The 23,584-nt window shown below is 59.7% G+C and carries 18 protein-coding genes; 3 read left to right on the plus strand and 15 right to left on the minus strand.

All coding sequences use genetic code 11. The features are described from left to right. Positions 1 to 152: 152 nt before the first annotated feature. Positions 153 to 881: a DUF3313 domain-containing protein gene (locus ACO9S2_RS02220; protein WP_423720183.1), complete on the minus strand. Its 729-nt coding sequence runs from the start codon at positions 879 to 881 to the stop codon at positions 153 to 155. A 249-nt stretch (positions 882 to 1,130) separates the two neighbouring features. Next, complete coding sequence (locus ACO9S2_RS02225; protein WP_423720185.1) at positions 1,131 to 1,391, minus strand: HigA family addiction module antitoxin; 261 nt, start codon at positions 1,389 to 1,391, stop codon at positions 1,131 to 1,133. A gap of 1,015 nt (positions 1,392 to 2,406) precedes the next feature. On the opposite strand from ACO9S2_RS02225, the gene ACO9S2_RS02230 reads away from it, so the two are divergent. From ACO9S2_RS02230 to ACO9S2_RS02240, 3 genes are all read left to right on the plus strand, one after another. Further along, positions 2,407 to 3,594, plus strand: a complete 1,188-nt coding sequence (locus ACO9S2_RS02230; RefSeq protein ID WP_423720186.1) for a hypothetical protein — start codon at positions 2,407 to 2,409, stop codon at positions 3,592 to 3,594. Between the two features lie 277 nt (positions 3,595 to 3,871). Then, entirely contained in the window at positions 3,872 to 4,141 is a 270-nt protein-coding gene (locus ACO9S2_RS02235) for a hypothetical protein (protein WP_423720187.1), read from the plus strand. A gap of 895 nt (positions 4,142 to 5,036) precedes the next feature. Next, on the plus strand, positions 5,037 to 5,648 hold the full coding sequence (locus ACO9S2_RS02240; protein ID WP_423720189.1) for a hypothetical protein: 612 nt from the start codon (positions 5,037 to 5,039) through the stop codon (positions 5,646 to 5,648). Positions 5,649 to 5,749: 101 nt separating this feature from the next. Here ACO9S2_RS02240 and ACO9S2_RS02245 read toward each other — a convergent pair whose 3' ends face one another. The 13 genes from ACO9S2_RS02245 to ACO9S2_RS02305 form a co-directional block, all read right to left on the minus strand. Beyond that, on the minus strand, positions 5,750 to 6,169 hold the full coding sequence (locus ACO9S2_RS02245; protein ID WP_423720191.1) for a DUF3015 family protein: 420 nt from the start codon (positions 6,167 to 6,169) through the stop codon (positions 5,750 to 5,752). A 141-nt stretch (positions 6,170 to 6,310) separates the two neighbouring features. Next, positions 6,311 to 7,738 carry a patatin-like phospholipase family protein gene (locus tag ACO9S2_RS02250; protein WP_423720193.1) on the minus strand — a complete coding sequence of 476 codons (1,428 nt, stop codon included), beginning with the start codon at positions 7,736 to 7,738 and terminating at the stop codon, positions 6,311 to 6,313. A 129-nt stretch (positions 7,739 to 7,867) separates the two neighbouring features. Then, entirely contained in the window at positions 7,868 to 9,061 is a 1,194-nt protein-coding gene (locus ACO9S2_RS02255) for an ABC transporter substrate-binding protein (RefSeq protein ID WP_423720195.1), read from the minus strand. Positions 9,062 to 9,275: 214 nt separating this feature from the next. Next, positions 9,276 to 9,896, minus strand: a complete 621-nt coding sequence (locus ACO9S2_RS02260; protein ID WP_423720196.1) for a rhodanese-like domain-containing protein — start codon at positions 9,894 to 9,896, stop codon at positions 9,276 to 9,278. A gap of 99 nt (positions 9,897 to 9,995) precedes the next feature. Continuing rightward, complete coding sequence (locus ACO9S2_RS02265; RefSeq protein WP_423720198.1) at positions 9,996 to 11,297, minus strand: OmpP1/FadL family transporter; 1,302 nt, start codon at positions 11,295 to 11,297, stop codon at positions 9,996 to 9,998. Between the two features lie 76 nt (positions 11,298 to 11,373). Further along, positions 11,374 to 12,093 carry a lipid-binding SYLF domain-containing protein gene (locus tag ACO9S2_RS02270; protein ID WP_423720199.1) on the minus strand — a complete coding sequence of 240 codons (720 nt, stop codon included), beginning with the start codon at positions 12,091 to 12,093 and terminating at the stop codon, positions 11,374 to 11,376. A gap of 283 nt (positions 12,094 to 12,376) precedes the next feature. Next, positions 12,377 to 13,573 (minus strand): hypothetical protein, encoded by a 1,197-nt coding sequence (locus ACO9S2_RS02275; protein WP_423720200.1) that lies wholly within the window; start codon positions 13,571 to 13,573, stop codon positions 12,377 to 12,379. Between the two features lie 96 nt (positions 13,574 to 13,669). Further along, positions 13,670 to 14,077, minus strand: coding sequence for a SemiSWEET family sugar transporter (locus ACO9S2_RS02280; RefSeq protein WP_423720202.1), 408 nt, complete (start codon positions 14,075 to 14,077; stop codon positions 13,670 to 13,672). A gap of 21 nt (positions 14,078 to 14,098) precedes the next feature. Beyond that, positions 14,099 to 15,580 (minus strand): alpha-amylase family glycosyl hydrolase, encoded by a 1,482-nt coding sequence (locus ACO9S2_RS02285; RefSeq protein ID WP_423720203.1) that lies wholly within the window; start codon positions 15,578 to 15,580, stop codon positions 14,099 to 14,101. Next, complete coding sequence (locus tag ACO9S2_RS02290) at positions 15,577 to 18,315, minus strand: MGH1-like glycoside hydrolase domain-containing protein (protein ID WP_423720204.1); 2,739 nt, start codon at positions 18,313 to 18,315, stop codon at positions 15,577 to 15,579. The genes ACO9S2_RS02285 and ACO9S2_RS02290 overlap by 4 nt, the downstream gene beginning before the upstream one ends. A gap of 441 nt (positions 18,316 to 18,756) precedes the next feature. Then, a complete protein-coding gene (locus ACO9S2_RS02295) occupies positions 18,757 to 19,806 on the minus strand; it encodes a glucose 1-dehydrogenase (protein ID WP_423720206.1) in 1,050 nt (349 codons plus the stop codon). A 57-nt stretch (positions 19,807 to 19,863) separates the two neighbouring features. Then, positions 19,864 to 20,772 (minus strand): SMP-30/gluconolactonase/LRE family protein, encoded by a 909-nt coding sequence (locus ACO9S2_RS02300; protein WP_423720207.1) that lies wholly within the window; start codon positions 20,770 to 20,772, stop codon positions 19,864 to 19,866. Next, entirely contained in the window at positions 20,769 to 23,546 is a 2,778-nt protein-coding gene (locus ACO9S2_RS02305; RefSeq protein WP_423720208.1) for an MGH1-like glycoside hydrolase domain-containing protein, read from the minus strand. The genes ACO9S2_RS02300 and ACO9S2_RS02305 overlap by 4 nt, the downstream gene beginning before the upstream one ends. Positions 23,547 to 23,584: the final 38 nt, after the last annotated feature.

Here is a 23,584-nt window from a genome sequence, read left to right on the forward strand (position 1 = left end):
CTGTGCTGTGCGTCTTCAAGCGGCTTGGGGTGGCCAAAGAAAAGAGCCAAGATACAAGGCTAAGCTGCCCCTTTTTCTCGTCCACAAATGCCGCGGAGCCCCCTCCTATTGATTCCGTTGGCGGCAACTCCGAACCTCGCTTCGAGGAATGCTCAGGGCTTCGGCTGCTGACAGTTCGGCTGTGATTTGAGCTTACATATCCGAAATTTGCCCAACTCCCCCCAAAAGTCCACGATATGGATGACATCGGCCCACTTGTCGAACCCCTTCGCGAGAGTCTTGCCGCCGACACGCGGGTCAATCCCCGCCACCAGCACCTTGCCGGTTTGTGCGTCCACCGCTTTGTACTGGAGGACTGCGGAACCGACGAAACTCGGCTTGCCGGTCGTGAAGCCTTGCAATTCCGCCACGGCCCGCAACTGCGGCACGATGGTGGAGACGACGTCGAGCCCGACCCATCGCGACTCCGTATTGCTCATCGCAAACTTGAACCGCATCGTATCGGGTCCCGGTTGATCCACGATTTCGAAGTGCTCCTTCAGTACCTTGTACATGGTGTTGTGCAAATAGTTCGCCAGAATCTGGGCGTCTTTCTGGTTCATGCCTGTTGCAATGCCGCTCTCATCCCGGAAAAACATCACGGGGTCTATCATTGCCTTGGTGTACCGGGGGCCGACTTCCCGCAAGTCCGGATCATTATAGAAGTGGGCGGCTTGACCCTGCGACTCATCACCAGCCTTCAGCCGTTGGGAATACTCACCCAGGAAGCCGTCGTTCGGGAGGTCGGATGTCATGAGGCCGTACTCCCCGCGCGTCGCCGCGCAGCCGGCCGATACCACCATGACTAACAGCACACCGATCAATCCGTCTCTTCGAGCCATGATCTTGCCTCCTTGTATGTGAGGAATTGTCCCGCCTTGGTCATGCCGTGCCTTGATCGGCGAGGTGTGTGCCGAGGCGGCTTTCAAAGACCCCTCAATCCCCTTCGTGTCATTGGACGTCTTTCGGAAACAAGTCTTGCCATCACACATTTCTCGCGGTTACCCATTCTCGGACCGACAGGGAGCCCCGCGATCCCTGATCTGATCGGGCTCAGGCCGATATCACCGCGTCTTTGACGCATTGGACTTTTATCTTTCCAGCGAGTGATTCCATCTGCTGAGGTCATAGGCGGTCTGCACCCGCAGACATGGTTCGGCGCGGCCTCCAAATGACTTTTCCAGATGGGACGACATTGCAGCTGAGATCCCAGCTTTCCGGCTGCCTGAATTATTCATGGCCTGGCGCGTGACACCCGGCGCCTTCGCCCCTTCTGCCACGGCGGGTCTCATTGGGTCGAGGCGGTCATGTCGCACCGACAGTCCTGGATGGGGTGGGTTCCTCATGCGCATCGTTGGGCTCGCGAATGGTAGTCAATGCGATCCACATCGCAGGCGTTCCCGTTCGCCAATCGGAAAATGGACCAGAGAGACGAGATCTGTGTGAGAGCATGGACCATGCCACTGGATCGATCGCATCGGCGTGGCCGCGGAGTTTACTTATCAAGGATTATGTAGGAAGCCCCTCTGATAACAATGACAGGGGCACAAGGCAGGTGGGGTATTCCAGGCCATTTAGCCAGAGCCGCACTGTAGCTAAGTGCGACAGTCGTAGTAGCGTCATTCACGACGATGATCACGATCGCACCTAATGGCGTGATCATGGGACTCACCAGCGATGGCAATGCTTGCGTTGAGCCTGAAAACTAAGCCCTGTGAGGAATATGTTCGCGGAATCTTTATCTATCGCGCTTCATGTCTTCGTCGCGTATGTATGAATGTGACTCTGAATTGAGGAACCCTCATGTGACGGGAAGCCGAATCAGAAACCTTCACGTTGGTGCGCTGGTCTGTCCTGCCTCGCTCGGTCGTCGAACCACAGAAACGAGAACCATCAAAGAATCCGGATGAACCGGATCCCCGCCATGCGGCGCGATATGGTTCTCGCCACTTGTTTTCAGGATACACTCCATCAGGGCGCAATCAGAGGGCTTGCAAACAGGGGGAGTCGCCCGACCCGGAGGTTGAAGACATGATAGGAGAGATCTTCGCAACGAGGCGCGGAGGGTATGGCATGGGCGGTCTTCTACAGAAACCGCTACGATCTTCTCAAGACAAGACTCCTGAGCCGGCTTACTTTCTTGCCAGCCGGTTCGTCAACTTGATCAGGGTGGGATGTCAAGAAGTCGTAATAGATCCGGCCGACCCGACTGCGTAGAATGGCCCCGTTTAATTCTCCCGTCTGTGCTATAGATGCCACCAGACCGCAGGTCCGGATACCTAGTGGTTTGCACAGAAGTGCGAGTCTCATCCTTTGGTGCGGTGCCTGGGCGCATTCGAATGTCACCGCCCTTTCAGGAGGTCACCTATGAGTCAGCAGGAACCACGCGCCGATGACCTGAGCCTATCACTGGTCCGTGGGGACCCCTGGTTTCGCCTTCAACGGGCGATCGGGCTCGTCCCCCCCACGGGATTGGGCATCATCCGGCGATGCCTCGTCTTTGCGCTGGTCACATGGCTCCCGCTGGCCATCTGGGCCCTCCTCTGGCAGCGAGCCTTTCCCGGAGAAGTGGAAGAGCCCTTGCTCCGCCACTTCGGGGTGCACGTGCGTTGCCTGATCGCCATTCCGTTGTTTATCATCGCCGAGCTGGTCGGCGACCTCATTCCGCAACGGGTCATCGCCTATTTCGTCAGCTCGGGCCTTGTGACGGATGAGACCAGGCCACGGTTCGTTCAGATCGTGCGGGCCGCTGAACGGTTGCGCGATGCCTGGCCGGTGTGGGCCGGAATGGCGGCCTCCACACTGCTCTTCGTGACAGTCGAACGTGATCCCGGCCATCTGCACGAGCTGGTCTGGGCCAGCGCGGGCAACGCAGGAACCGCCTGGTTCGAGTTCGGCAGCTGGTGGTTTCTCTTTGTGGTCCGGCCGGTGTTTATCATGTTGCTCCTGGCATGGGTGTGGCGGCTCGTGGTGTATGCCCACTTGCTCCGGCAGATTGCGCGCCTGCCTCTCCAACTGGTCCCCACTCATCCTGACCGGGCAGGAGGCCTCGGATTCCTGGAAGAAATGACCTTCATCTTCAGTCCCGTGGTCTTTGCCATGTCGGCAGTCATTGCGTCCCGTTGGGGGCATGAGGTCCTCTATCACGAGGTGGATGTCCATTCGCTCATGATTCCGCTCGCGCTGTTTGTTGTCGCGATGCTGGTGCTCTACCTGGGGCCTCTCGCCTTGTTTTTCCGCAGCTTGCTCCCTCTCAAGCGACAGGGTTTGCTGGAGTACGGGGCCCTCGTGGGCCGGCACGGCCGTCTCGTCAGAAAGCGGTGGATTGCACAGGAACCGGTTGTAGAATCGCCGCTACTCCAGGCAGGCGAATTGGGCCCGGTGATTGATACCGTGTCCATGTATGAAGTGGTCGCGGGCATCCGCCCAACCCCGATCGGGAAGCGGGCGTTGCTGGCCATCGTCCTGCCGGCGTTGCTCCCGATGATTCCCGTGTTTGCGATCCAAATACCGGTGAAGGACATGTTGCTGAAACTACTCACGACGCTGGTCTGAGCAAGAAACAGCAGTCAGTCAGTCATCACATGGACAGTCCTGGGGCAACTAAGGTAAATAGGGGGATCGCCGCCCATGAGGGCGGCCTTCACGATATGCTGATTCCGAAGAGGAGACGATGATGAAGGAATGGTTTCGCGCGGTCTGCTGTGGAATCGTACTGTGGGGGTGCGCCGCCTCTCTCGCTTGCGCGCCGGTCACACCGGCCCCTCCACCCCCGTCTATCCAGGTTTCCCTTTCCACATTCCAGGGCGCCGCAGGAAAGTGGGCCGGAATCATGAGGGCGACACCCCGGTCACGGGAGGATGATTGGGTCACGTTGATCATCCGCGAGGACGGGGCCTATGCCTTTGAGACCGTGCGGACCATCGGCATCATGCATGGGCAAGGGACCTTCACGCTCACCGACGGCAAGCTCAGAGCGGAGAGTGAACGGGGATGGATCGAGGCCACGCTTTACGAAGAGGGCGGACGGCGAATGCTGAAGGTCATAGGGGCAGCGAAAGATGGAGTGCAATATTTGGCTGAGTTGGACCCCAAGAAGTAGCCGGGTCTCTCGGCACGATCCGATCCTAATCCAAGACTCTACCGCCTGCATACCCTCGCCTTTCTATGTAGAGGGCTCCCCCTTCTAAGGAGACGATTGCGCGCAGAGAACCGCGAGGCGGTTCGCGAGGCCCCCGACAAGCCGCGCGAATTCTTAATGATACGCCCCATAGGTATTACCCTCCCTCCCACCAGCCCATGGGTGTGATCCGATGACGTAAGGCATCGGTAGCTGCACGGTTCCCTCTGGGGTGTTTCGCCCCAGCCCTTGAAAACAATCTGTTGATTCATGCGACAGCTTTGTCTTGATCATCGCTCTGCCTCCTCTAAACCATCGTTTCAATCCAGTGGTTTCATGCCCAACAGACATTGACGGCACCCGGCATGACGTTCGCAGTACTGTTAGGGCACATGGGGGAGTGGAGCTGAATCCCATGACCATGACAGTACGCGCATGGCTCCATAAAGGAGCCGTCACGCGGCCCGCTGATAGCAGCATGCACAGTAGCGGAATTTCTGTGAGTCGCCTGGGTGGATTTCCTAACCGGCAAGACAGCGCCGGTCTATAGTCCGCTCAACAAATATATCGAGCAATTGGTTCAGATCCCGCAGCCGGAGCAGCTGAAGGAATGAGCCCTTGGCCACAATGGGATCCGCAATAGAGCGAGTCGCTCACCGGGCCTCTTCGGAAAAGGGAAATTCCGGCGGCCTGTTCGTCATGAGGTCATTTTCAGGCGGCAACAGCCTGGAGACGGTTGTTGAGGTGGATAGGCAAATTGATTGCGTGATATTGCTTGCGACGACGCTGATCCAAGATGAACCGGAATGTCAGCGGTTCGGGGTGATTTGAGTAAGCGGAGGGGGCCTATTTCCAACTACACTGAAGGAGGGAACAGATGCGACAATGGATCAAGCACTCACTGCCCGTGGCCTGCGCAGCTCTCAGCCTGCTCATACTGACAGGCTGTTACAAGGCCAAGGGTGAATCCGCGGAGGACAAACGTACCTTCATTCGGACCATGCAGCATGCGACGCTCGCTGAATTGATCAAGGAAAAGCCCGGGGTGAAGGACCGTCTGAATAAAGCCGTCGGCTATGCGGTCTTCAGTGATGTGAACGTCAAGATCTTGGCGATGGCCAGCGGCCAGGGGTACGGCGTGGCGGTGGACAATGCGACCAGGAAGGAGACCTTCATGCGGATGGCGGAACTGGGGGGCGGCTTCGGTCTCGGCGTGTCTGATCTCAGAGCCGTTATGATTTTCCATGACAAGCAAACGTTCAAGAACTTCATTGAGACCGGCATGGAGTTCTCCGGCAAGGCCAGCGCCGAGGCCCAGTCCGGTGACCAGGGGATGGCCGCCCGCCAGGAGATAAAAGCCGCCGGGGCCGGGGCGGACGATGTTCAGATGCTTCAGAATGTCGAAGTGTATCAGATGACCAAGAACGGGGTGATGGCACAGGCCATGCTCTACGGGACGAAATACTGGAAGGACGACGAACTCAATTAACGGCCTGATGGCTTGAGAGCACTGTGAATGCGGCGGGCCTTCACCGGCCCCGCATCACAGTGCTCACATCATCCCCGAAACCGGGATGAGCCGCCGATGTGCTATCGCGCGTGCACACCTTCCAGATCAGCCTGCAAGACAGCTGACAGGTCAGAGCGAAGTGCTGTCACGATCTCCCCCGGTTTCGGCGGTTCGGACAGCGTGAACTCGCCCATGTGCCGCTGGGCACGTCCGAAAAAATCCTGCTTACGGGACGGTGGGACTCCGAGCAGCGTCCCCATCGACTCCAAATACTCGCCCCGTCCCCTGGCCATATCCTGCAGCAGGTTCTCGCGGTTCATGGTCGCAAAGGCCAGGGCCTTGTATTCCTCCTTGAGCAAACCGTCGTGATACCAATCACCCGGCGTCGTGCTGGACAGGATATCTTTCACGGTATCAGTCACCGTGCAGGCCGACAAGAACAGTATGCTGCCCAATAACACGAAGAGCGTGAGCGAAACACGTGCGCCACTGGTATTCATGGTTCCACCCTCCTTTCTGCTTGTGACCGTCACATCACTAGAATGACTGCTCTCAGGGCCGCGCCTCTCCGCCGTTCGGCGCCCCCTCCATGCGTTCATCGATCCGGGCCGCGCTGCCACCGGTCTGTCACCGATCGGTGCTTACCGCTCCATTGCCTTCCTGATTGCAGGCTCGCTCTGAGCGATCACTTTCTGGGCCGACTGGATCACCAGATCGCGGTCGCAGGTGGACTTCAAAAAGAGCCGCGTCACGACCCCGGACACATGCTGGGTGACGTCGCGCGGAGACTTCCAGTCAACGCCTTCCTTGCGGCATGACTCCGGGAGGTCGCTCAGATCCTCCTTCCATTGGGCGTCGGTATGCTTCAGGCGGATGACCACCACCTCCACAGAGGCCGGAAACAGATTCTGATGTTGGGCGACCCGGAAAAACATGGCGCGATAGGCGAGCGACCGCTCTTCCATGATGCTGGGGATCCGCGAATAGTCCGCGTCGAAGAACGAAAACCCTTCATTGCGATGGTTCAGGCTGGCGCCGCCGACATCGAACGGGAACGAGCTATCCAGCGCGAGGATCACGGCCCGTTTGGCTCGCCCCTGCTGCAACTGGTGCAGGAAGGCCATGAGGAGAGACTCGGCGCCGGTATTGTCCGACATGCCCCCATCCCCGATATGCCAATACTGGTCTTCCCCTTCGATACCCGCCGTAACCGGTCCGATGATGGGGGGAAAGGACATGGAGGCCGCAACGGCCATCGCGACTTTCAGCTGACATGGATCGAGCTTCAGATCCTCGGGCGTGCGACTCTGCAGGTCTTCCCAGCGGGCGCGCAGAATCTGCTCCGATTCCGGAGTCATCCTTTCCCAGTCGGGCTTCTGCTGGAGATCGTGAACGAAGTCGTACCGCAGGGCCTCGCGCTCCAGTGTGCTCCACACCAGCCGCCGCCCGTCGTTATACAGCGTGGTGTTGATCAGAAAATACGGACTGTCGCCGCGCGCCTGCCGCGGGGCGAGATCTTGAAGCTTCATATCCCCGAGGTAGGTATCCTGCAAGACATCTCTCAGCGACACGGCTGTCCAGGCCGGATTGACCCACCGCAGACGAAACATATTCTTCCAGAACAGCGGTTTCTCATAGTCGCGCGCCATGGTTTCCTTGAATCGGGCGAAAAACGCCTGGTACTCCTCTGTCAGCCGGCCGTCCGGCGTCAGGATCGGCACCTCACGCGCGGGCTTCTCCACGACATAATAGGCAGAGGCCAGGCTCCCGCCCGACACGCTGGAGATGTGCGAGACCTGCTCCAGCAACGAATGGTTCCCGGGCCCGACCCGCATTTGACCCAGCGCCTCGTAGGCGCTGGCCGCAAACAGGGCGGCCCGGCTCCCTCCCCCGGACACCGCCAGGCCGAGCAGCAACTCGCGGTCAGGAGACTGCTGCGCACAAACCGGCGGTCCATCGTGCTGTTTGATCATATAGACGGGAGAGGTCACACATCCCGATGCGGTAAGCCCAATGGCAAGACACAGTGCTGCAGACATCCGGATGCGGTCATAAAACGGTATGCGCATGATAACGGCCCCCCCTATCTCCCTCATGATCTTGCCCCATCCCCATGGCTACCGATATCCAGATCCATCGGTCAGCGAGCAATGTCCCCTGGAGCGCATGTGCACGCCTTCCGGCGAGCTTCCTCCCAACTACCCGAGCCTCGTGCCCTCTGCCTCGAGTCCGCCTCCCTGAGGAAGCTTGCTCCAACTCCTTCTCTGCCATTCCTCCTTGAGCACCTCTATGGCCGCCTGCTCCAGGAATTCCGGCGCCGCCCACTTGTCCACATCGAAGTCGTTCTTGATGTAGCCGTGGCTTAGCATGAAGTCCTTGCCGATCTTAATGCATTGCAGGTTCTGCGCACTCAAGCTCGGCACCATGTCAACGTGCTTGATGCCCTCGTACGTATCCTCGGCATCCAGGTAAAAGGTTTGCCGGTTGAGGATCGCCCCGGCGGCGCGCTTATGCTCGTTCGCCCAGCGGCCGACCTTGATCATAGCCTTCATGTAGGCGATGACGAGCTCGGGGTGCTCCTTGGCCATCACGTCAGTGCAGGTGATGACGGCGGGGGTGTTGGCCACCTGCACGGTCCAGTCCGGGTACCTGGACAGGTCCTCGATCATCTTGATCCGGCCTGTCGCCTCCTGGAGATGCTGGAAGACCTTGCTCTGGGTGTAGATGGCATCGACGGTGCCTTTCAATAGCGCCGTCTCCAGGGGACGGAAAGCCAGATCGTGCTTGTGGTCGCGGCGCATCCATAGCTCGGACGGGTTGTTCATCGGCGGGACCAGCATCTCGGGTTTGTCATACCAGTCATCCGGGTAGGGGAATTCGACGATCTCCACATCCTTCATGGTCATGTCGTTCAGCCTCAGCATGTTCTCGATGCCCATGTGCTCCTGGATGCGCCACCAGTCATTCTTGATGGTGTTGAGGCTCTTCGAGAGGCCGATCTTCTTGCCTTTCAGATCTTTCATCCGATAGATCTTGTCCGTGGCGCGCACCGCCATACAACCACCTTCGTATACCCAGGTCGCCCCCAGCAGCCGGGTGCGGCGGATGTCCGCATGAACATGGATGGGAGGATACAGGCCGCCGAAGCGGATCAGGTTGTCAAGGTTGTGGATATAGTGCGGATACCAGTTGTTCTCCGGCGCGTGACGGAAATAGGCGTACTCAACGCCGATCTTCTTGAACTCCTCGCGGCACCACCCCAACTCCTGGTCCACGTTGTTGGCGGACACCATGGGGCAGTTGGTAAACCACACCTCTTTCCAGTTCAACGGTACTGTGGTGCTGACTCTCTTTTGTGGAGCCGTAGTTGATGCCTTCGCTTCCTCAGCCATTACCATGTCCTCCTTACTGTCGTCTGCCACAGTGAGGGCAGCGGCCATCCCTACCGTGCCTTTTAAAAACTGCCGCCTGTCAAATCCATTGGTCACGTCTCTTTGAATAGGGAGCTTCAAGCAGCCCACTCGCCTTCGCTGATATGCCATAAAATCTCGCCCGAGTTCTTTCCTCAGAGAGCTGGGTATAGCGGTTTCCCTCTTGCTAAACCACCTACCGGTCCTTGGGCAGCACCATCCGGTCGGGAGTGAGCTGGTAGGTCCATGGCAACCCTGAGTTCTTCCACCCGTTCACCAACCGCTGGCCCACAAAGACACTGTTGGAATCCTTGACCGCATCTCCCTCCATCCCATCGGTGATGTTGTACACGCGGGTGAAACCGGCCTTGGCGAGCAGGTTGACCGCCATGGCACTGCGGCTTCCAGACCGGCACATCACCATGATCGTGTCATCGGGCTTGGCCACTTCACTCACCCGGGAGACAAAATCAGGCAGGGGCTTCATCGGAAACTGCTTCTTCTCGGCGTCCCACTCATAGACCTGCATAGCGAAGGGTATTTTCCAGGCCATAGTCGGGTGGCCGACGAAAAGGTATTCCTCCGGAGTGCGCACGTCGATGAGCTTAATTGTGTCCGGCTCGGCTTTCCACTTCTCATAGGCCTCCTTGGCCGTTACATAAAGCCCCAGGGTCGTCTGCTTCTCACTGGGAAGTTGGAGCGTCACGCGCTGCGAAGCGGATTCCTCTGTTGCCTCACCCCAGGCAGTCGTGATGCCGGCGAAGCCGCTGGCGGCAATCAAGGCGAAAACTACCCCGGCAATCATGCGTTTCCTCATATGCCCGTCTCCTTAAGCCGGCGACCGACGCCCGCCCTCCCGTTACCCCCCTTTATCTGCTCTTGACGCAGCCAGACTCTAGGCAGGGCGATCGACTCCCTATCCTTTTGCGACTGATCCCCAAATAAAGCTCACTTGAAAGAAGTTGGTATAGACGCCGGGGAACTGCCCGACGACACTGCCCGCCAGGGGACCCCGGTTCTGGTTGACCGGCAGATCGCCCCCGTACGCCAGTTCGTAGCTGAACGCCACATTCAATTTAGGACTGGCCTGCCATTCGGCGCCGAGGCCGAACCGGTAGATCTGCCCGACCGGCAGCGACACGGTATAGTTCTGGTTCTTGATCATCGAGCTGTCCCAGGCAAAGCCCGTATTGAGAAGCCAGGCCTGGTTCAGGCGATACCGGTTTCCCAGTGCCACATGATAGGTATCCTGGTAATCGAGGTTGGTCGTCGTAGTCAAAGTCGCAGGGGAGGAACCTGTCAAACCGATTTCGACCTTGCCGAATTGGCTCCAGTCCTGCCAGCCGAAATCCAGCATCATGGCCCAGCGATCGGTGAGCTCGTGATAGGAACTCACCATCACCGATTGCGGCACGGTGACCCCCAGGTCCAGGGCTTTATTCAAGCTCCCCTGATTTTGCAGGGCGCTCAGGACCGGATTGGACAAACCGGTGAAGGTGGGGGTGGTTCCGAAGTCGAGCTTCACCTGGGAATAGTAAGTGACGCCGAATCTGGTGCCCTTCCTGGGTTCGTAAAGCAGTCCGACATTCCCGCCCGCTCCGACGGTGGTGTCGTTCATGGCCATTTTTCCATCGGGCCGGTTGGCGATGGCGAGGACATTGTTATTGATGGCGGCGCTGTAGTCCAAGTACCCGGCCATGACATTGGCCGCGACCCCGATGGACAACTTCTCGTTGATACGATAGCTGAGCGCCGGCATGACGCTGAGGCCCAGCAGGGTGTTATTGATCGCATAGTAGCGGCCGACCCACCCGGAGTCGTAATTCATCCCGAGTCCGAAATTGGAAAATAGGCCGAGTCCTACTTTGACGTCCTGGCCTAGTCCGTGGACATAAAAGAGACTGAGTGCGGGCAGGGTGCCGATGGGATTGCCCCCGTCGTTGCCGGAGACACTTGTTCCCGGGCCGGGGCTGAACCCGATGCTGGCGTGCAGCAGCTGCGCCCCGCCCTGGAACTGATTCCCCTCCAGCAGACTCATCCCGGCGGGATTCTTCAACAGTGTGGCCGGGTCCTGCGCGCGCGCCGCCCAGCCGGCGCTCGCGAGACCGACATCCGACGTCGCTATCTCATAGAGAGAAAGACCGCCGGCCTGCACAAAATCAGGAAGGAGCGACGCAACAGCCATCGCGACGATTGCAAAAAGCGTTCTGCTCACCATCACTGCCCCTTTTCCCTCCTCACCGTTCACATGACCGATCGATGCATGCACCCGCCCTTCAGAACAGCCCCGGATGCTACTGCATCAACTTCGCCGCCGCGTTGCGCAGATCGGCGGATTTCGGATTGCTGACGCTCTGCTTCACAATGATGTCCGTCGGACGCACGAGTTTCCCGTAATAGGCGTGATTGGAGTCGTCCGACACCGTGATGGTGGAGCCATCCGCTGAAAACCCTACAAACGCGCCCTTCTTTTTGGCGTAGGCGACCATGTCACCCGCAATGCCTTTCACAGACGCCCCTTCGCCGACCGGTCCTACTGCCATGGTGACATCAGCCCCGAGTTTGAAATCGTTGCGATAGAACTCTTCCAACCCCTTCTGGTTCCGCACCACAAAGATCATCTCCGACACATCGCCCCCGATTTGCAGGCCGAAGCTGGCGGAACCGATGTTGTAGAACACGGGCTCGGACCACTTGTTGGTCTTCTCGTCGCGGACGATCAGGACGCCGCTGCCTCCGGCCCCGCCGAACACAAAGGCCCCCCGCATGAATTGCGGCACGATGAACAGGGCTTTAGCCTCATGCTTCAAATCGCGGACCGCTCCCCCCGCGCTGGGATCGGCAGCAAAGGACTCGATCGTCATCTTGGCTTTGTCCACCAGTTGCTGCTGCTCCGTAAAGGCGGACGCCACGGTAGGCATACCGCTCACCGCAATCATCGTTCCGAGCAGAGCCGCAGCCATCAAAGAAAGCCGGATTATGGTGGAAGGGGATTTCGATAATACCTGCGTCATGGAGTCCTCCTTGTGGTTGAGCAATCACTCGATAACCTGCGCTCAACATGCGGGCGCAAGATACCCTTGTCCGTCTACTCGCTGCAAATCAATTTATGCAGGTTGAGTACCATCTTCACCTCGTCAAAAAATGAGGAATAAGTATCGAAGTATCGAGAGGTTAGGCAGGAAACCCTAGGCACCTCTGGAAAGAGCACCGGAGCACTGTGGCCTCAGAGGACAGATCACTACGAGCGACTGTCGCCAAATGCAACAGGGTGGACCTCGCGCATTGTGAGCCTGATCACCCCAGCACCTTCAGCAGCACAGAAACCATCTCCCCGATCGGAACCTGCGTGGCCAGCACCGGAATGAATGGAACCAGGGCCACGGCCACCAGTAAAAGAACCCGCTCTTTCGTCAGCGGGACGAGCGCCATCTTGTGCACCGTGGTCACCGAATGCCCGAGGTGGGTGATTGGGCGAAAATCGGGCAGGCTCCATTCGCGATCCTCCTGAACAGGTCCCTCCGGAAACATCGCTTCGATACGCCGAACCTGCCGGCTGGCCAGCGCTCCATAGCGGAAGATGGCTTCCTCTCGAGCCTTATAGAGTGCCCGCGCGAAGAACAGGGAGGGGCCGGCAATCAGAATGAGCAGGAAGACCACAAGGCCGACGACATGCCATTGATATTGAAGCGGCGAATCTCCTTCATAGACGACGAAATCGGCCACGAGAGCGGCGGAGAACGACATGACACCGAATACGAATGGGGCAAACGCTTCCACGGAGTTGCCCAGAAATTCCAATCCTCCCGCACCGTCTCGATGGGCGGGGCTGATCCGCAAGTCGAGTCCTGAGACCTGCCACAGAAACCGCCACCATAACGCGATTCGCAACAACCAACGCCACATGAGAGCGAAGTAGAGCGGAAGGGCCACCAGGAAGAACCAGCCTCCCGCCAGCGAAAGGACGGCATGGCCGTTGCTCATCGGAGTGCGCCACGTCGAGTCCTGCAGCCCGAACAACACCACCGCCAAGGTGGCTGCACTATGAAGATACGCCAGGCATACCAACAACGCGTCCGTCCTTCCGGACTGGCTCAGCCTGACCGTCTCCCCGACCATGGCGTTAAACTGTTCACGGGACTCGTCCTTCACCAGGCCCGCTTCGAGGAATTGCCGGACCACGGTGGTGAGTTTCTCCAGACAGATCGGTTCTCCCAGCAAAAACACCGGCACGGTGATCAAGAAGCGGGCATTGACGGCAAAATCCATCAGGAAGGATTCCAACCGTGTCGGCCCGATCGCAAGGCCTTGCGCCGCTGCGAGGAGCAGCATCGGAACCCAGGCGACCAGCAAGGCGAACAGCAGGCAAGAACCGCGGCGCTTCTGTCCATCGCGTACGAGACCGAGTTTCTCCTCCAACCGGTAGACCGGGCCGCCTTCGAATAACGAAAATGAGGTGGGAGCGTTGGAGCCAGCGGGGAAATCTTTCGGCATCAGGCCTCGCACGATAGATTGGACGCTTCGAAAATGCAATTCACCGATCCGGGGTCGCCACACACCGCAGTCCCGGAGTCGGGTGTCATCGGCTTGTTAGCCGCCACCTCCGACCTTCGCGCCGCCCATTTTCTCGTTACGGACAAAGTAAAAAAACGCGCCCACCATGAGGGAATTGATCAACACCGCGACGATATTCCAGACAATCACCGGCCGTGAGATGATCAAGAGACCGTAATACACCCACAGGATTTGAAACACGCCCATGATGCCCGCCATCGTCGGATTCATGCCTTTGCTGGACCTCCTCTTAAGCATCCCGATCAAATCCGGCAGGGCCGCAAAGGTCGTTCCGAATCCCGCCACTAAGCCGACGACTTCAGACCGTTGAAAGCCTGGAAATAACAGGCTCTCCTCATCGGGCAGGGCTAATTCCGCACAGCCCGCAAGGATGATCACGATGAACAACACACCAAGCCACTGAACTCTCTTGGAAGAAACCACACGTACCCCCACGTGACCAACTCAGGTCCCGATGCTCACCTTGAAGACGTGATAGCCCCAGGGCTCCAGGTCCACATACAAGCCTGATGACTGAAGTTCGTCGCCCGCCCGGTCATACACCGTCTTTTGCAGCGGATCGCTCAACCGCCAGGGCCGGCCCGCGAGATCACCCCAGGGCAATTTGACCTGGGCCTGGGAACGGACCCCGGACAGATTGACGACGATCAGGTGGCGATCGGCCCCTTGTTGCCAGCACCAGGCGACGACATTCAGATAGCTCTGATTGTCCGGCCAGCCGGTCCGCTCGCAGAGCTTCCACTCCCCGTCCCTGACCTCGTTGCTCCGGAGAGCCTGAAGCAGGGAGTGGTAGAAGGCTTGAAGATTCTTGTCCGTGGCTTCATCAGGGCGGCGGCGCAGGAACACCGGGAGTCTCACGCGGCGTCCCTCGAATTGCCCTTCGTGAAACAGCCTGGCGCCCGGCAGAGTCGCGAACGTCACCGCGGCAGCCCGCGCCTGCTTCTCCCCGAACGTCGCGGCAGCACGCGGTTCGTCGTGATTCTCGATGAAACGGACCAGCTTCTCCTGGTAAGGCAGATCGGCGCAAAGATGCAGTCGTACGGTCTCGGCCGGATCATGCTCAAGACGATCGTACAGCCGCTTGTCGTAGCAGTAATTAAACCCCTGCTGCTGCAGCTCCCATTCCTTGTCCCAATAGGCCTCAGCGATGAAGAGGACATCGGGGTAACGCTTCCGCACTCCCTGAATTACTTCCGACCAATATTCTTTCTCCGGACGCGGCCCTGCGCGGTGGCCCCAGGTGCGCTCAAAAATTGGCGTCATGAGCAGCATTGCCATGTCGCAGCGCATCCCGTCGCATTGCGCGGCAATCGATCCCACGGTTTCGATGATCGCCTTCCGAAGACCTGGATGAAATCCGTTGAACTGGATCACATCAGGCCAGGGCGCGAAGAACGGATCTCTTCCCAGGGCCAGAACTTTGCCGCCGGCCTGGAAAAATTCGCCCGGCTTCTGTGCCAGATCGTCGCTGCTGCCCTGGACGAAATAGTCCGGATGCTCCGTGACCCAGGGATGATCCGGTGCCACGTGATTCGGGACGAAATCCAGGATCAGTCGCAGGCCCCGCTTGGCCAGATGCTTTCTGGCGGCGGCAAGCCCCTCCGGCCCTCCCAGGTGCTCATCCACGACGTAACGCCGGACGCAGTAAGGCGAACCGACATTGTCCTCCGGCGAAAAGTCGGGAAGGGCCCGGCGGAAATCCGTCAGTAGTCCCTCGTTCTTCATCGAAATGGCGATGCCGGCAGGGCTCCGTTCCCACACGCCCATGAACCAGACCGCGTCAAAGCCATGCATGGCAAGGGCATCCCATTGCTGATCGGGAACCGTGGCGAGGGTCACAGGCTTCCCATAGGTCCGGCTCAACTCACTCAGCCAGACCCAGGTGTTGATCTCATAGATGACCGGATATTTCCGCCAGCCGTTCATGCGTCACCTTTCTTAAACACAGCCTTCTTGCCCCCTTCCAATGCCTTCTTGGCATCCAGCAGGCCGTAGAGCTGAATGATTTTCGCCACACACCCGGTCCAGCCGGTCTGATGACTCGCGCCCAATCCCGCTCCATTGTCGCCGTGAAAGTATTCATAGAACAGGATGAGATCCCGCCAGTGGGGATCGGATTGGAACGTCTCCGTTCCGCCATAGACAGGACGCCGGTCCTGTTCATTGCGCAAAAAGGTCCGGGTGAGCCGGTCCGCAAGCTCCTTGGAGACCTCGAAGAGGTTCATCATCTTGCCGGACCCGGTCGGGCATTCAATTTTAAAATTGTCGCCGTAATAGGCATAGAAATTCAGCAGCGCCCGGATAATCATGACATTCACGGGCATCCAGACCGGCCCCCGCCAGTTGGAGTTGCCGCCGAACATGCCGGTATTGGATTCCGCCGGCAGGTAGTCCACCCGATACTCCTGGCCGCCGACGTGGAAGATATAGGGGTTCCTCTCGTGAAACTTGGAGAGCGCGCGGAGGCCGTAGGGACCCAGAAATTCATTCTCGTCGAGCATCTTCGAGAGGATCTTGCGGAGCCGCTCAGGATTGAGCAGAGCAATGAGCCCCCGCTGGTTCACCCCCCAATGCTCCGGGCCCATAGGGTGCATGGCCTTAAAGAGTTCCGGCATCTGGCCCCTGCGCGCCTGAAGCGCAGTGACTACCTGCGGAACGATATCACGCTGCCACGACTCGACCACCGTGGTCGCGCACAAAGGCAACAGCCCCACCATCGAGCGTACCTTAAGCCGCTGGGCGCTGCCGTCCGGGAGCCGCAGCAGATCGTAATAGAAGCCGTCCTCCTCGTCCCACATGCCCTCCGGCCCTGGTCTGTTCATGCCCCCGGCGATGTAGAGGAAGTGTTCGATAAATTTTGTCACCATGTCCCCGTACGTGGGATCATGGGCCGCCAACTCCACCGCGAGCTCGCACATGTTCTGGCTGAACAGGGCCATCCAGGCTGTGCCGTCCGCCTGCTCAAGGTGACCGCCGGTCGGCAAGGGGGCGCTGCGGTCGAAGATGCCGATGTTGTCGAGGCCGAGGAACCCTCCTTCGAACACGTTCTTGCCCAGCCGGTCCTTGCGGTTCACCCACCAGGTGAAGTTCAGCAAGAGCTTGTTGAAGGCCATTCGGAGGAACTCGACGTCCGTCTCCCCGCGCAGTGCCTGCTCGGTGCGGTGGAGGAAGAGGGTCGCAAAGGCATGGACCGGAGGGTTCACGTCGCTGAAGTTCCATTCGTAGGCGGGAATCTGCCCGTTGGGGTGCAGGTAGAGCCCATGCAGCATGAGGTGCATCTGCTGCTTCGCGAAATCGGGGTCCACGATCGAAAGCGGCAGCGTGTGGAAGGCTAGGTCCCAGGCCGCATACCAGGGATATTCCCACTTGTCGGGCATCGAGATGATGTCCTCGTTAATCATGTGGAACCACTCCGAGTTCCGGGAAATATGATAGCCGGCATGGAGGGGGTTGGAGTGGTGTTCCTCCAGCCAACGATCGCCATCGAAGTAATAATACTGCTTGGACCAGAGCATCCCAGCCAGGGCCTGGCGCATCACGTTGGCTGCGTCCGGGGAGACGGAAGGCGGCGTGACGGCACGGTAGAACTCGTCCGCCTCCTTCAAGCGGGCCGCGAAGGTCTCCGCAAATGCCGGCCCGAAGGGGGCCACAGCCCCTTTCTTGCCCTTGCCCTGCTCGCCTGGGCCCTGGCTGGTGAGACGCAGGCGCACGGTCATCGACTGGCCTGGCCCGACCATCTGCCGGTAGTGCGCCGAGGCCTTCGTCCCCTGGTGTGCAGGATTCACCGCCTCCTTGCGGCCTTGCACCACGTAGTCGTTGATGCCGTCTTTCACGTAGGGGGCGGGGTTCGGATACTGGGGAAAGAGCCGGGCGTTGTTCGTTTCATTCTCGGCAAACAGCAGCGGCACCTCGCCGTCGCAATAGAGGTGGAACGTGCCCAGCGTCGCATGCTGCGCCACGATTGCGCTCGTGCCGGCCGGTCCCTGAGTCTGCTTGAGGATCGGCTTCTCGGCAGGTCCGGCAATCCATGAGGCCCAGTCGTTGCGGAACCACAGGGTCGGCAACAGATGCAGCTCGGCCTGCTCAGGGCCCCGGTTGATCGCGGTGATCTTCACCAGGATGTCGTCCGGGCCGTCCTTGGCGTATTCCATGAAGACATCAAAGTAGCGATCCTGATGAAAGACACCCGTATCGAGCAGTTCGTACTCCATCTCCTCCCGGCTCCGCCGCCTATTCGTCTCCACGAGATCACCGTAGGGGAAGGCCGCCTGCGGGTATTTGTAGAGATACTTCATGTAGGAATGCGTCGGCGTGCTGTCGAGGTAGAAATAATATTCTTTGACGTCCTCGCCATGGTTGCCTTCGCTGTTGGTCAGCCCGAAGAGCCGTTCTTTGAGAATCGGGTCTTTCCCGTTCCAGAGGGCGAGCGCAAGACAGAGATGCTGCTTTTCGTCGCAGATGCCCCCCAGACCATCCTCGCCCCAGCGGTAGGCTCGCGAACGGGCATGATCGTGGGTAAAGAAATTCCAGGCGTCACCGTTATCGCTGTAATCCTCTCGCACGGTTCCCCATTGCCGCTCGGTCAGGTAGGGGCCCCATTTTTTCCACAGCTTTTCCTTCTGGCGAGCTTCTTCAAGCCGGAGATGTTCAGCAGTTTTCATAGGAAGGGTCCTTTCTCACGTGACAGGCTATGGGTATGCATATGTTCATGGTACGAGACCGGCTCACCGGTCAGGCGGAAGGGTTTTGGTTTTCTCTCTTCCTTTCCACCTTCTTCTCTGGTCAGTGGCTTCCAGACGAAAGCAGACAAAATACCCACTGCAATAGTCGTGTCACACGATTGCGGCAAAGAGAAAAGCAGGGTAGAGAAATACGTAGGCGAGTTAATTCAATGACTTAGATCACAGTCCACTGAACGAATGCGAAGGTATATCGCACGTATTTAGTGGAGGATTGCGACAGAGTGCCAGATGACACGAGGGGCAGAATGCCCCAGCATGCAGTTTACGTAAGAGGGGGAAAATCATGGTTTTCGATTTCCATGATCTTCGCCATATTTGTGCCACGCTCCAGGTTATCCGCGTCCGGCCGGCTCCCCGAGGTCAGGCCCCGGCAAATTGAATGACGACCTTGATATCGTCGGGCCTCCGTTCAAGGGCCTTGGCGAAGTCCTCCGGACGCTCGCGCCGCGTCACCAGTCGTGCCAGCCAGGAGCGGTCTGCGCGAGCCAGCACTTCTCCGGCCTTGTACCAATGCCGCTTGTTGGCGTTGACGCTGCCGACGATGATGTTGTTCCGCAACACCACCTCGGCCGCCACATCGGCAACGGGGAGCCCGGCCGTTCTGCCTCCGCTGCCCACCCCGGTGAGACAAACCACACCGCCGGCACTGACCGCCTGAATCGAGTCGGAGATCACCTGTCCGACGCCGGTGCACTCGACGATCACATCCGGCTCAAATCCCACGTCTGCGACGGCCCCGGCATGGTAGGTCGCTCCGAGGGCGCGAACAAGTTCCGGCTTGGGCCCTGATTCCGTCCGATCGAGGACATGGACCTCGAGCCCATGTTGCTTTCCGACGAGGGCGGCAAGCAGACCGATCGGACCGGCGCCGGTCACAAGCACGGTTCGCGGCTCCCAAAAGGCGCGCTGGCCCACGGCAAAGACTTGCTCCCAGGCCTTGGTCACCACGGTCGTGGGCTCGAGCAGCACGCCGAGGAGTCCGAGTGATGGATCGATCTTCATGACGTACTCCGGCTCGATCCGCCAGCGCTCGGACATGAAACCGTCGATCTCCTTGATGCCGCGCTCGGTGTACTGACCGTTCCGGCACATGTCCCACTCCCCCACCGCACAGTTGGGGCAGGGCACGGGATCGGGGCGCCGGACGATGCCGGCCACGAGATCACCCTTCTTAAGGGAACTGCTTTGGCCCGGATCCAGCACCCGGCCGAGGGACTCGTGGCCGAGCACGAGGCGGGTCTTGCCGCGAGGGGCCCAGCCGTACTTGCCCTGCACAATCTCGACATCGGTCCCGCAGACGCCGACAGCGATGGCTTCCACAAGAACCGACCCGTCACGGGCATCCGGCTCCGGAACGTCCTGCAGGCGTCCGGTCCCCGGCTTGTGTGGTTCTACGGTGATGGCTTTCATTTCAACTCCTATTGATATGGCACAAGAAGGCAGTCTCCTGCTCCTGGCCGCCTGCCGTCACTTCGCCGCGTTGGCCCCTTTGACGCGCATCTTGATTCCATAGAGTCCCTTGCCGGCCGTTATGAACAACATGCGTTTATCCCTGGCGCAAAAGCTGACGTTGGCCGTCCACTCTTCCTCAGGTACTTGGATCTGCTCAATCTGCCGGCCTGTCTTGTCGAACACCAGCACGCCCTTGCCGGTCAGATAGAGATTGCCTTCGTTGTCCAGCGTCAGGCCATCCGAGCCTTGCTCGATGAGGAGTGTTTTACGGGCAAGGCGGCCATCCGGCTCAATGTCGAACCGGTAGGTCTTCCCCGCGCCGATGTCCGCCACGTAGAGCGTCTTCCCGTCCGACGTGCCGATGATGCCGTTAGGCTTCTCCAGATCATCCGCCACGCGCACCAGCTGCCGTCGGTCGGCGGAGAGAAAGTAGACGTGCTGACCGTCCTGCGGCATCGCGTCGTGCGTCCACCAGGACCGTGGGTAGAACGGGTCAGTGAAATAGAGCGCCCCGTCTGGCCGTACCCAGACATCGTTCGGGCCGTTCAGGGGCTTGCCGTTGTATTCGCTGACGAGTACGGTCACCTGGCGGTCCGGCGCAATGGACCAGAGCGCGGTCCTTTCATCGGCGCAGGCAATCAGATTGCCCTGCGGGTCGAAATACATGCCGTTGGCGCGGCCAGCCGGTTGCAGAAAGGTCGAGAGTCCGCCCTCCACGCCCCACTTCAAGATGCGATCATTAGGCTGGTCGGTGAAAAAGAGGTTGCCCTCCGCGTCGCAGGTCGGCCCCTCGGTGAACTGGAAGCCGTCGGCCAGCCTCTCCACTGTCGCGCCTAGCGCGACCACACCGTCCCCCGCGACGGACTGAGCGTGGGGCATGAGCAATCCCAGCCCCAGCACCATCGCCGTCACGGTTCGGTTCATCGCCGCTTCGCCTTCGTTGACTTGACCTTCAGCCCGTTTCCCCCGCCACCGCCCCGGGATTTGCCAAAGAGCGCTGCCTTGTCGCCCGCGTGGAGCCGGTCCGCGTTGAGGTTGCTAAACAACTGCATCAGCCTGGCAATGACACCCGTCCAGCCGGTTTGGTGACTGGCTCCGAGGCCGGTCCCGTTGTCACCATGGAAGTACTCATGGAACAGGATGCAGTCCCGCCACTGCGGGTCCGTCTGGAACTTCTCGATCCCCCCGTACAGCGGCCGCCGGCCCGTTTCATCTTGCAGAAAGATGCTCGTCAACCGGCGACCGATCTCCTCTGCCACCTGCAGCAGATTCATCTGCCGGCCCGAGCCCGTCGGGCATTCGACCGTGAACTCGTTGCCGTAATACTCGTGGTACCGCAGGAGCGCCCGGATGATCAGGGCATTGACCGGCATCCAGACCGGACCGCGCCAGTTCGAGTTGCCGCCGAATAGTCCGCTGTCGGACTCCGCGGGCGCATAGGAGACCTGGTTGACCTGGCCGCCGGTAGAGACGACATACGGATGGTCCGCGTGATAGCGCGAGACGGAACGCAGGCCATACGGGCTCAGAAACTCCTGCTCGTCGAGCATCTTCGCGAGGACCCGGCGCAGTCTGCTTTCGTTCATGATCGACATGAGCCGCCGGCCGGCGACGCCGATCTGCCTCGGATCATGGATCGAGGAGCAGAGCTCGGGGCGAGCCTCGAGGAACCATCTGAACCGCTCCTGGATTTCAGGGAACTTGTCGCACTGTTCCGCCTCAAGCGTGGTGGCTGCGCACAGGGGCAGCAGACCCACCATCGATCGGACCTTGAGCCGCCGGGCTCGGCCGTCGGGCAGCCGCAGCACGTCGTAGAAAAAGCCGTCTTCTTCATCCCACATGCCCGCGCCGTCGCCCAGGTTATCCATCGCCGAGGCAATCCACATGTAGTGTTCGATGAACTTGAGGGTCATCGCGGCGTAGCTCGGATCGCTCATCGCCAGCTCCGCGGCGATCTCCACCATGTTCTGGCTGAAGAGCGTCATCCAGGCCGTGCCGTCCGATTGCTCCAGGTAGCCGCCGTTCGGCAACGGAGCGCTGCGATCGAACGGGCTGATGTTGTCGAGGCCCAGGAAGCCGCCCTCGAATACGTTACGTCCGGACCGGTCCTTGCGGTTGACCCACCAGGTGAAGTTCAACAGCAGCTTATGAAAGCAGCTCTTCAGCCACTCTGTGTCGCCTACTCCGTTTTGGATTTCGTCGAGGCGGTACGCGAAGATCGTGCCCCAGGCATGCACCGGGGGATTGACGTCGCCGAAGTTCCACTCGTAGGCAGGCAGCTGCCCGTTGGGGTGCATGTAGTGGTCTTGCAGCATAAGCTCGAGCTGCTGCTTACCGAAGTCGGAGTCCACGAGGCTCAACGCCAACACGTGGAACGCGAGGTCCCAGGTGGCGTACCAGGGGTACTCCCACTTGTCCGGCATCGAGACGATATCCGCGTTGTACATGTGGTGCCAGTGGTCATTGCGCGGCGCCGGCTTTTGCATCGGACGGAACGGGTCGGACCCGCGCTCTTTGAGCCACTGGTGCACGTCATAACGGTAGTGCTGCTTGGACCACAGCATGCCGGCCAGGGCCTGGCGCATGACATTCGCGCCGTCGGCGCTCATCGAGGCCGGAATGATCGCCGCGTAGAACTCGTCCGCTTCCTTCCGACGGCCTTCGACCACCCGATCGAACGCGCTGCCGAACAGACTGTCTTGCGCGCGTTTGGTCCCTGCGAGCGCGGCAGGCGCCAGATCCGACAGCCGCAGGCGCACCACCCGGGACTCACCCGGACCGAGAGTGAGCCGGTAGTGGGCCGCGACCATGGTTCCGGTCTTCTCCGGGTTGACCGCGCCGTCGCGGCCATGGACGATGTAGTCGTTGATCCCGTCCTTGACGTAGGTCGACTGATTCGGGGTGCCGAAGATCCGCTGACTGTTCGTCTCGTTCTCGGTGAACAGCAGCGGGACGTCCCCTTCGCAATAGAGGTTGCGCTCGCCGAGGCGCGGATGGACAGCCCGGACGACGCCCCGGCCCTGGCGTGTCGCGACCAGCGCGAGCGTCGGGCGCGTCCCATCGGCCTGCCAGGACCACTCGTTGCGGAACCATAGCCTCGGCAGCAGGTCCACGGTGGCAGATTCCGGCCCGCGGTTGTGCACCGCGTAGCGGATCAGGACATCCTCGGGGGAGACCTTGGCGTACTCGACAAACACGTCGAAGTAGCGGTCCTGGTTGAACACACCGGTGTCGATCAACTCATACTCGGACTGATTCTTGCCCCGCAGGTGGTTCGTGCGAACCAGGTCGTCGTAGGGGAAGGCGGCCTGCGGGTACTTGTAGAGATACTTCATGTAGGAATGCGTTGGCGTGCTGTCGAGGTAGAAGTAATATTCTTTGACGTCCTCGCCGTGGTTCCCTTCGGCATTGCTCAGCCCGAACAGGCGCTCTTTCAGGATCGGGTCCTTGCCGTTCCACAGAGACAACGCGAAGCACAGCCGCTGCTTGTCATCGGAGATGCCCGCCAGGCCATCCTCGCCCCAGCGATAGGCCCGGGAGCGCGCATGATCATGCGGGAAGTAGTTCCAGGCATCCCCGCCTTCGCTATAGTCTTCCCGGACTGTGCCCCACTGCCGCTCGCTCAGGTACGGGCCCCACTTCTTCCATTCAGCTGTCTTTGCCCGGGCTTCTTCAAGGCGGGATTGTTCGGGGTTCATCCACAGTCTCCTTCCAGGGTCACCGAATCAATCAAGCG

The organism is Nitrospira sp. NS4 (assembly GCF_049546785.1).
GTDB lineage: Bacteria > Nitrospirota > Nitrospiria > Nitrospirales > Nitrospiraceae > Nitrospira_D.

What these genes read in the sequence shown, in the direction of transcription:
- ACO9S2_RS02220 (WP_423720183.1), bottom strand. Translation starts at nt 881, where the DNA reads ATGGCTCGAAGAGACGGATTGATCGGTGTGCTGTTAGTCATGGTGGTA.
- ACO9S2_RS02225 (WP_423720185.1), bottom strand. Translation starts at nt 1,391, where the DNA reads ATGCGCATGAGGAACCCACCCCATCCAGGACTGTCGGTGCGACATGAC.
- ACO9S2_RS02230 (WP_423720186.1), top strand. Translation starts at nt 2,407, where the DNA reads ATGAGTCAGCAGGAACCACGCGCCGATGACCTGAGCCTATCACTGGTC.
- ACO9S2_RS02235 (WP_423720187.1), top strand. Translation starts at nt 3,872, where the DNA reads ATGAGGGCGACACCCCGGTCACGGGAGGATGATTGGGTCACGTTGATC.
- ACO9S2_RS02240 (WP_423720189.1), top strand. Translation starts at nt 5,037, where the DNA reads ATGCGACAATGGATCAAGCACTCACTGCCCGTGGCCTGCGCAGCTCTC.
- ACO9S2_RS02245 (WP_423720191.1), bottom strand. Translation starts at nt 6,169, where the DNA reads ATGAATACCAGTGGCGCACGTGTTTCGCTCACGCTCTTCGTGTTATTG.
- ACO9S2_RS02250 (WP_423720193.1), bottom strand. Translation starts at nt 7,738, where the DNA reads ATGCGCATACCGTTTTATGACCGCATCCGGATGTCTGCAGCACTGTGT.
- ACO9S2_RS02255 (WP_423720195.1), bottom strand. Translation starts at nt 9,061, where the DNA reads ATGGCTGAGGAAGCGAAGGCATCAACTACGGCTCCACAAAAGAGAGTC.
- ACO9S2_RS02260 (WP_423720196.1), bottom strand. Translation starts at nt 9,896, where the DNA reads ATGAGGAAACGCATGATTGCCGGGGTAGTTTTCGCCTTGATTGCCGCC.
- ACO9S2_RS02265 (WP_423720198.1), bottom strand. Translation starts at nt 11,297, where the DNA reads ATGGTGAGCAGAACGCTTTTTGCAATCGTCGCGATGGCTGTTGCGTCG.
- ACO9S2_RS02270 (WP_423720199.1), bottom strand. Translation starts at nt 12,093, where the DNA reads ATGACGCAGGTATTATCGAAATCCCCTTCCACCATAATCCGGCTTTCT.
- ACO9S2_RS02275 (WP_423720200.1), bottom strand. Translation starts at nt 13,573, where the DNA reads ATGCCGAAAGATTTCCCCGCTGGCTCCAACGCTCCCACCTCATTTTCG.
- ACO9S2_RS02285 (WP_423720203.1), bottom strand. Translation starts at nt 15,580, where the DNA reads ATGAACGGCTGGCGGAAATATCCGGTCATCTATGAGATCAACACCTGG.
- ACO9S2_RS02290 (WP_423720204.1), bottom strand. Translation starts at nt 18,315, where the DNA reads ATGAAAACTGCTGAACATCTCCGGCTTGAAGAAGCTCGCCAGAAGGAA.
- ACO9S2_RS02295 (WP_423720206.1), bottom strand. Translation starts at nt 19,806, where the DNA reads ATGAAAGCCATCACCGTAGAACCACACAAGCCGGGGACCGGACGCCTG.
- ACO9S2_RS02300 (WP_423720207.1), bottom strand. Translation starts at nt 20,772, where the DNA reads ATGAACCGAACCGTGACGGCGATGGTGCTGGGGCTGGGATTGCTCATG.
- ACO9S2_RS02305 (WP_423720208.1), bottom strand. Translation starts at nt 23,546, where the DNA reads ATGAACCCCGAACAATCCCGCCTTGAAGAAGCCCGGGCAAAGACAGCT.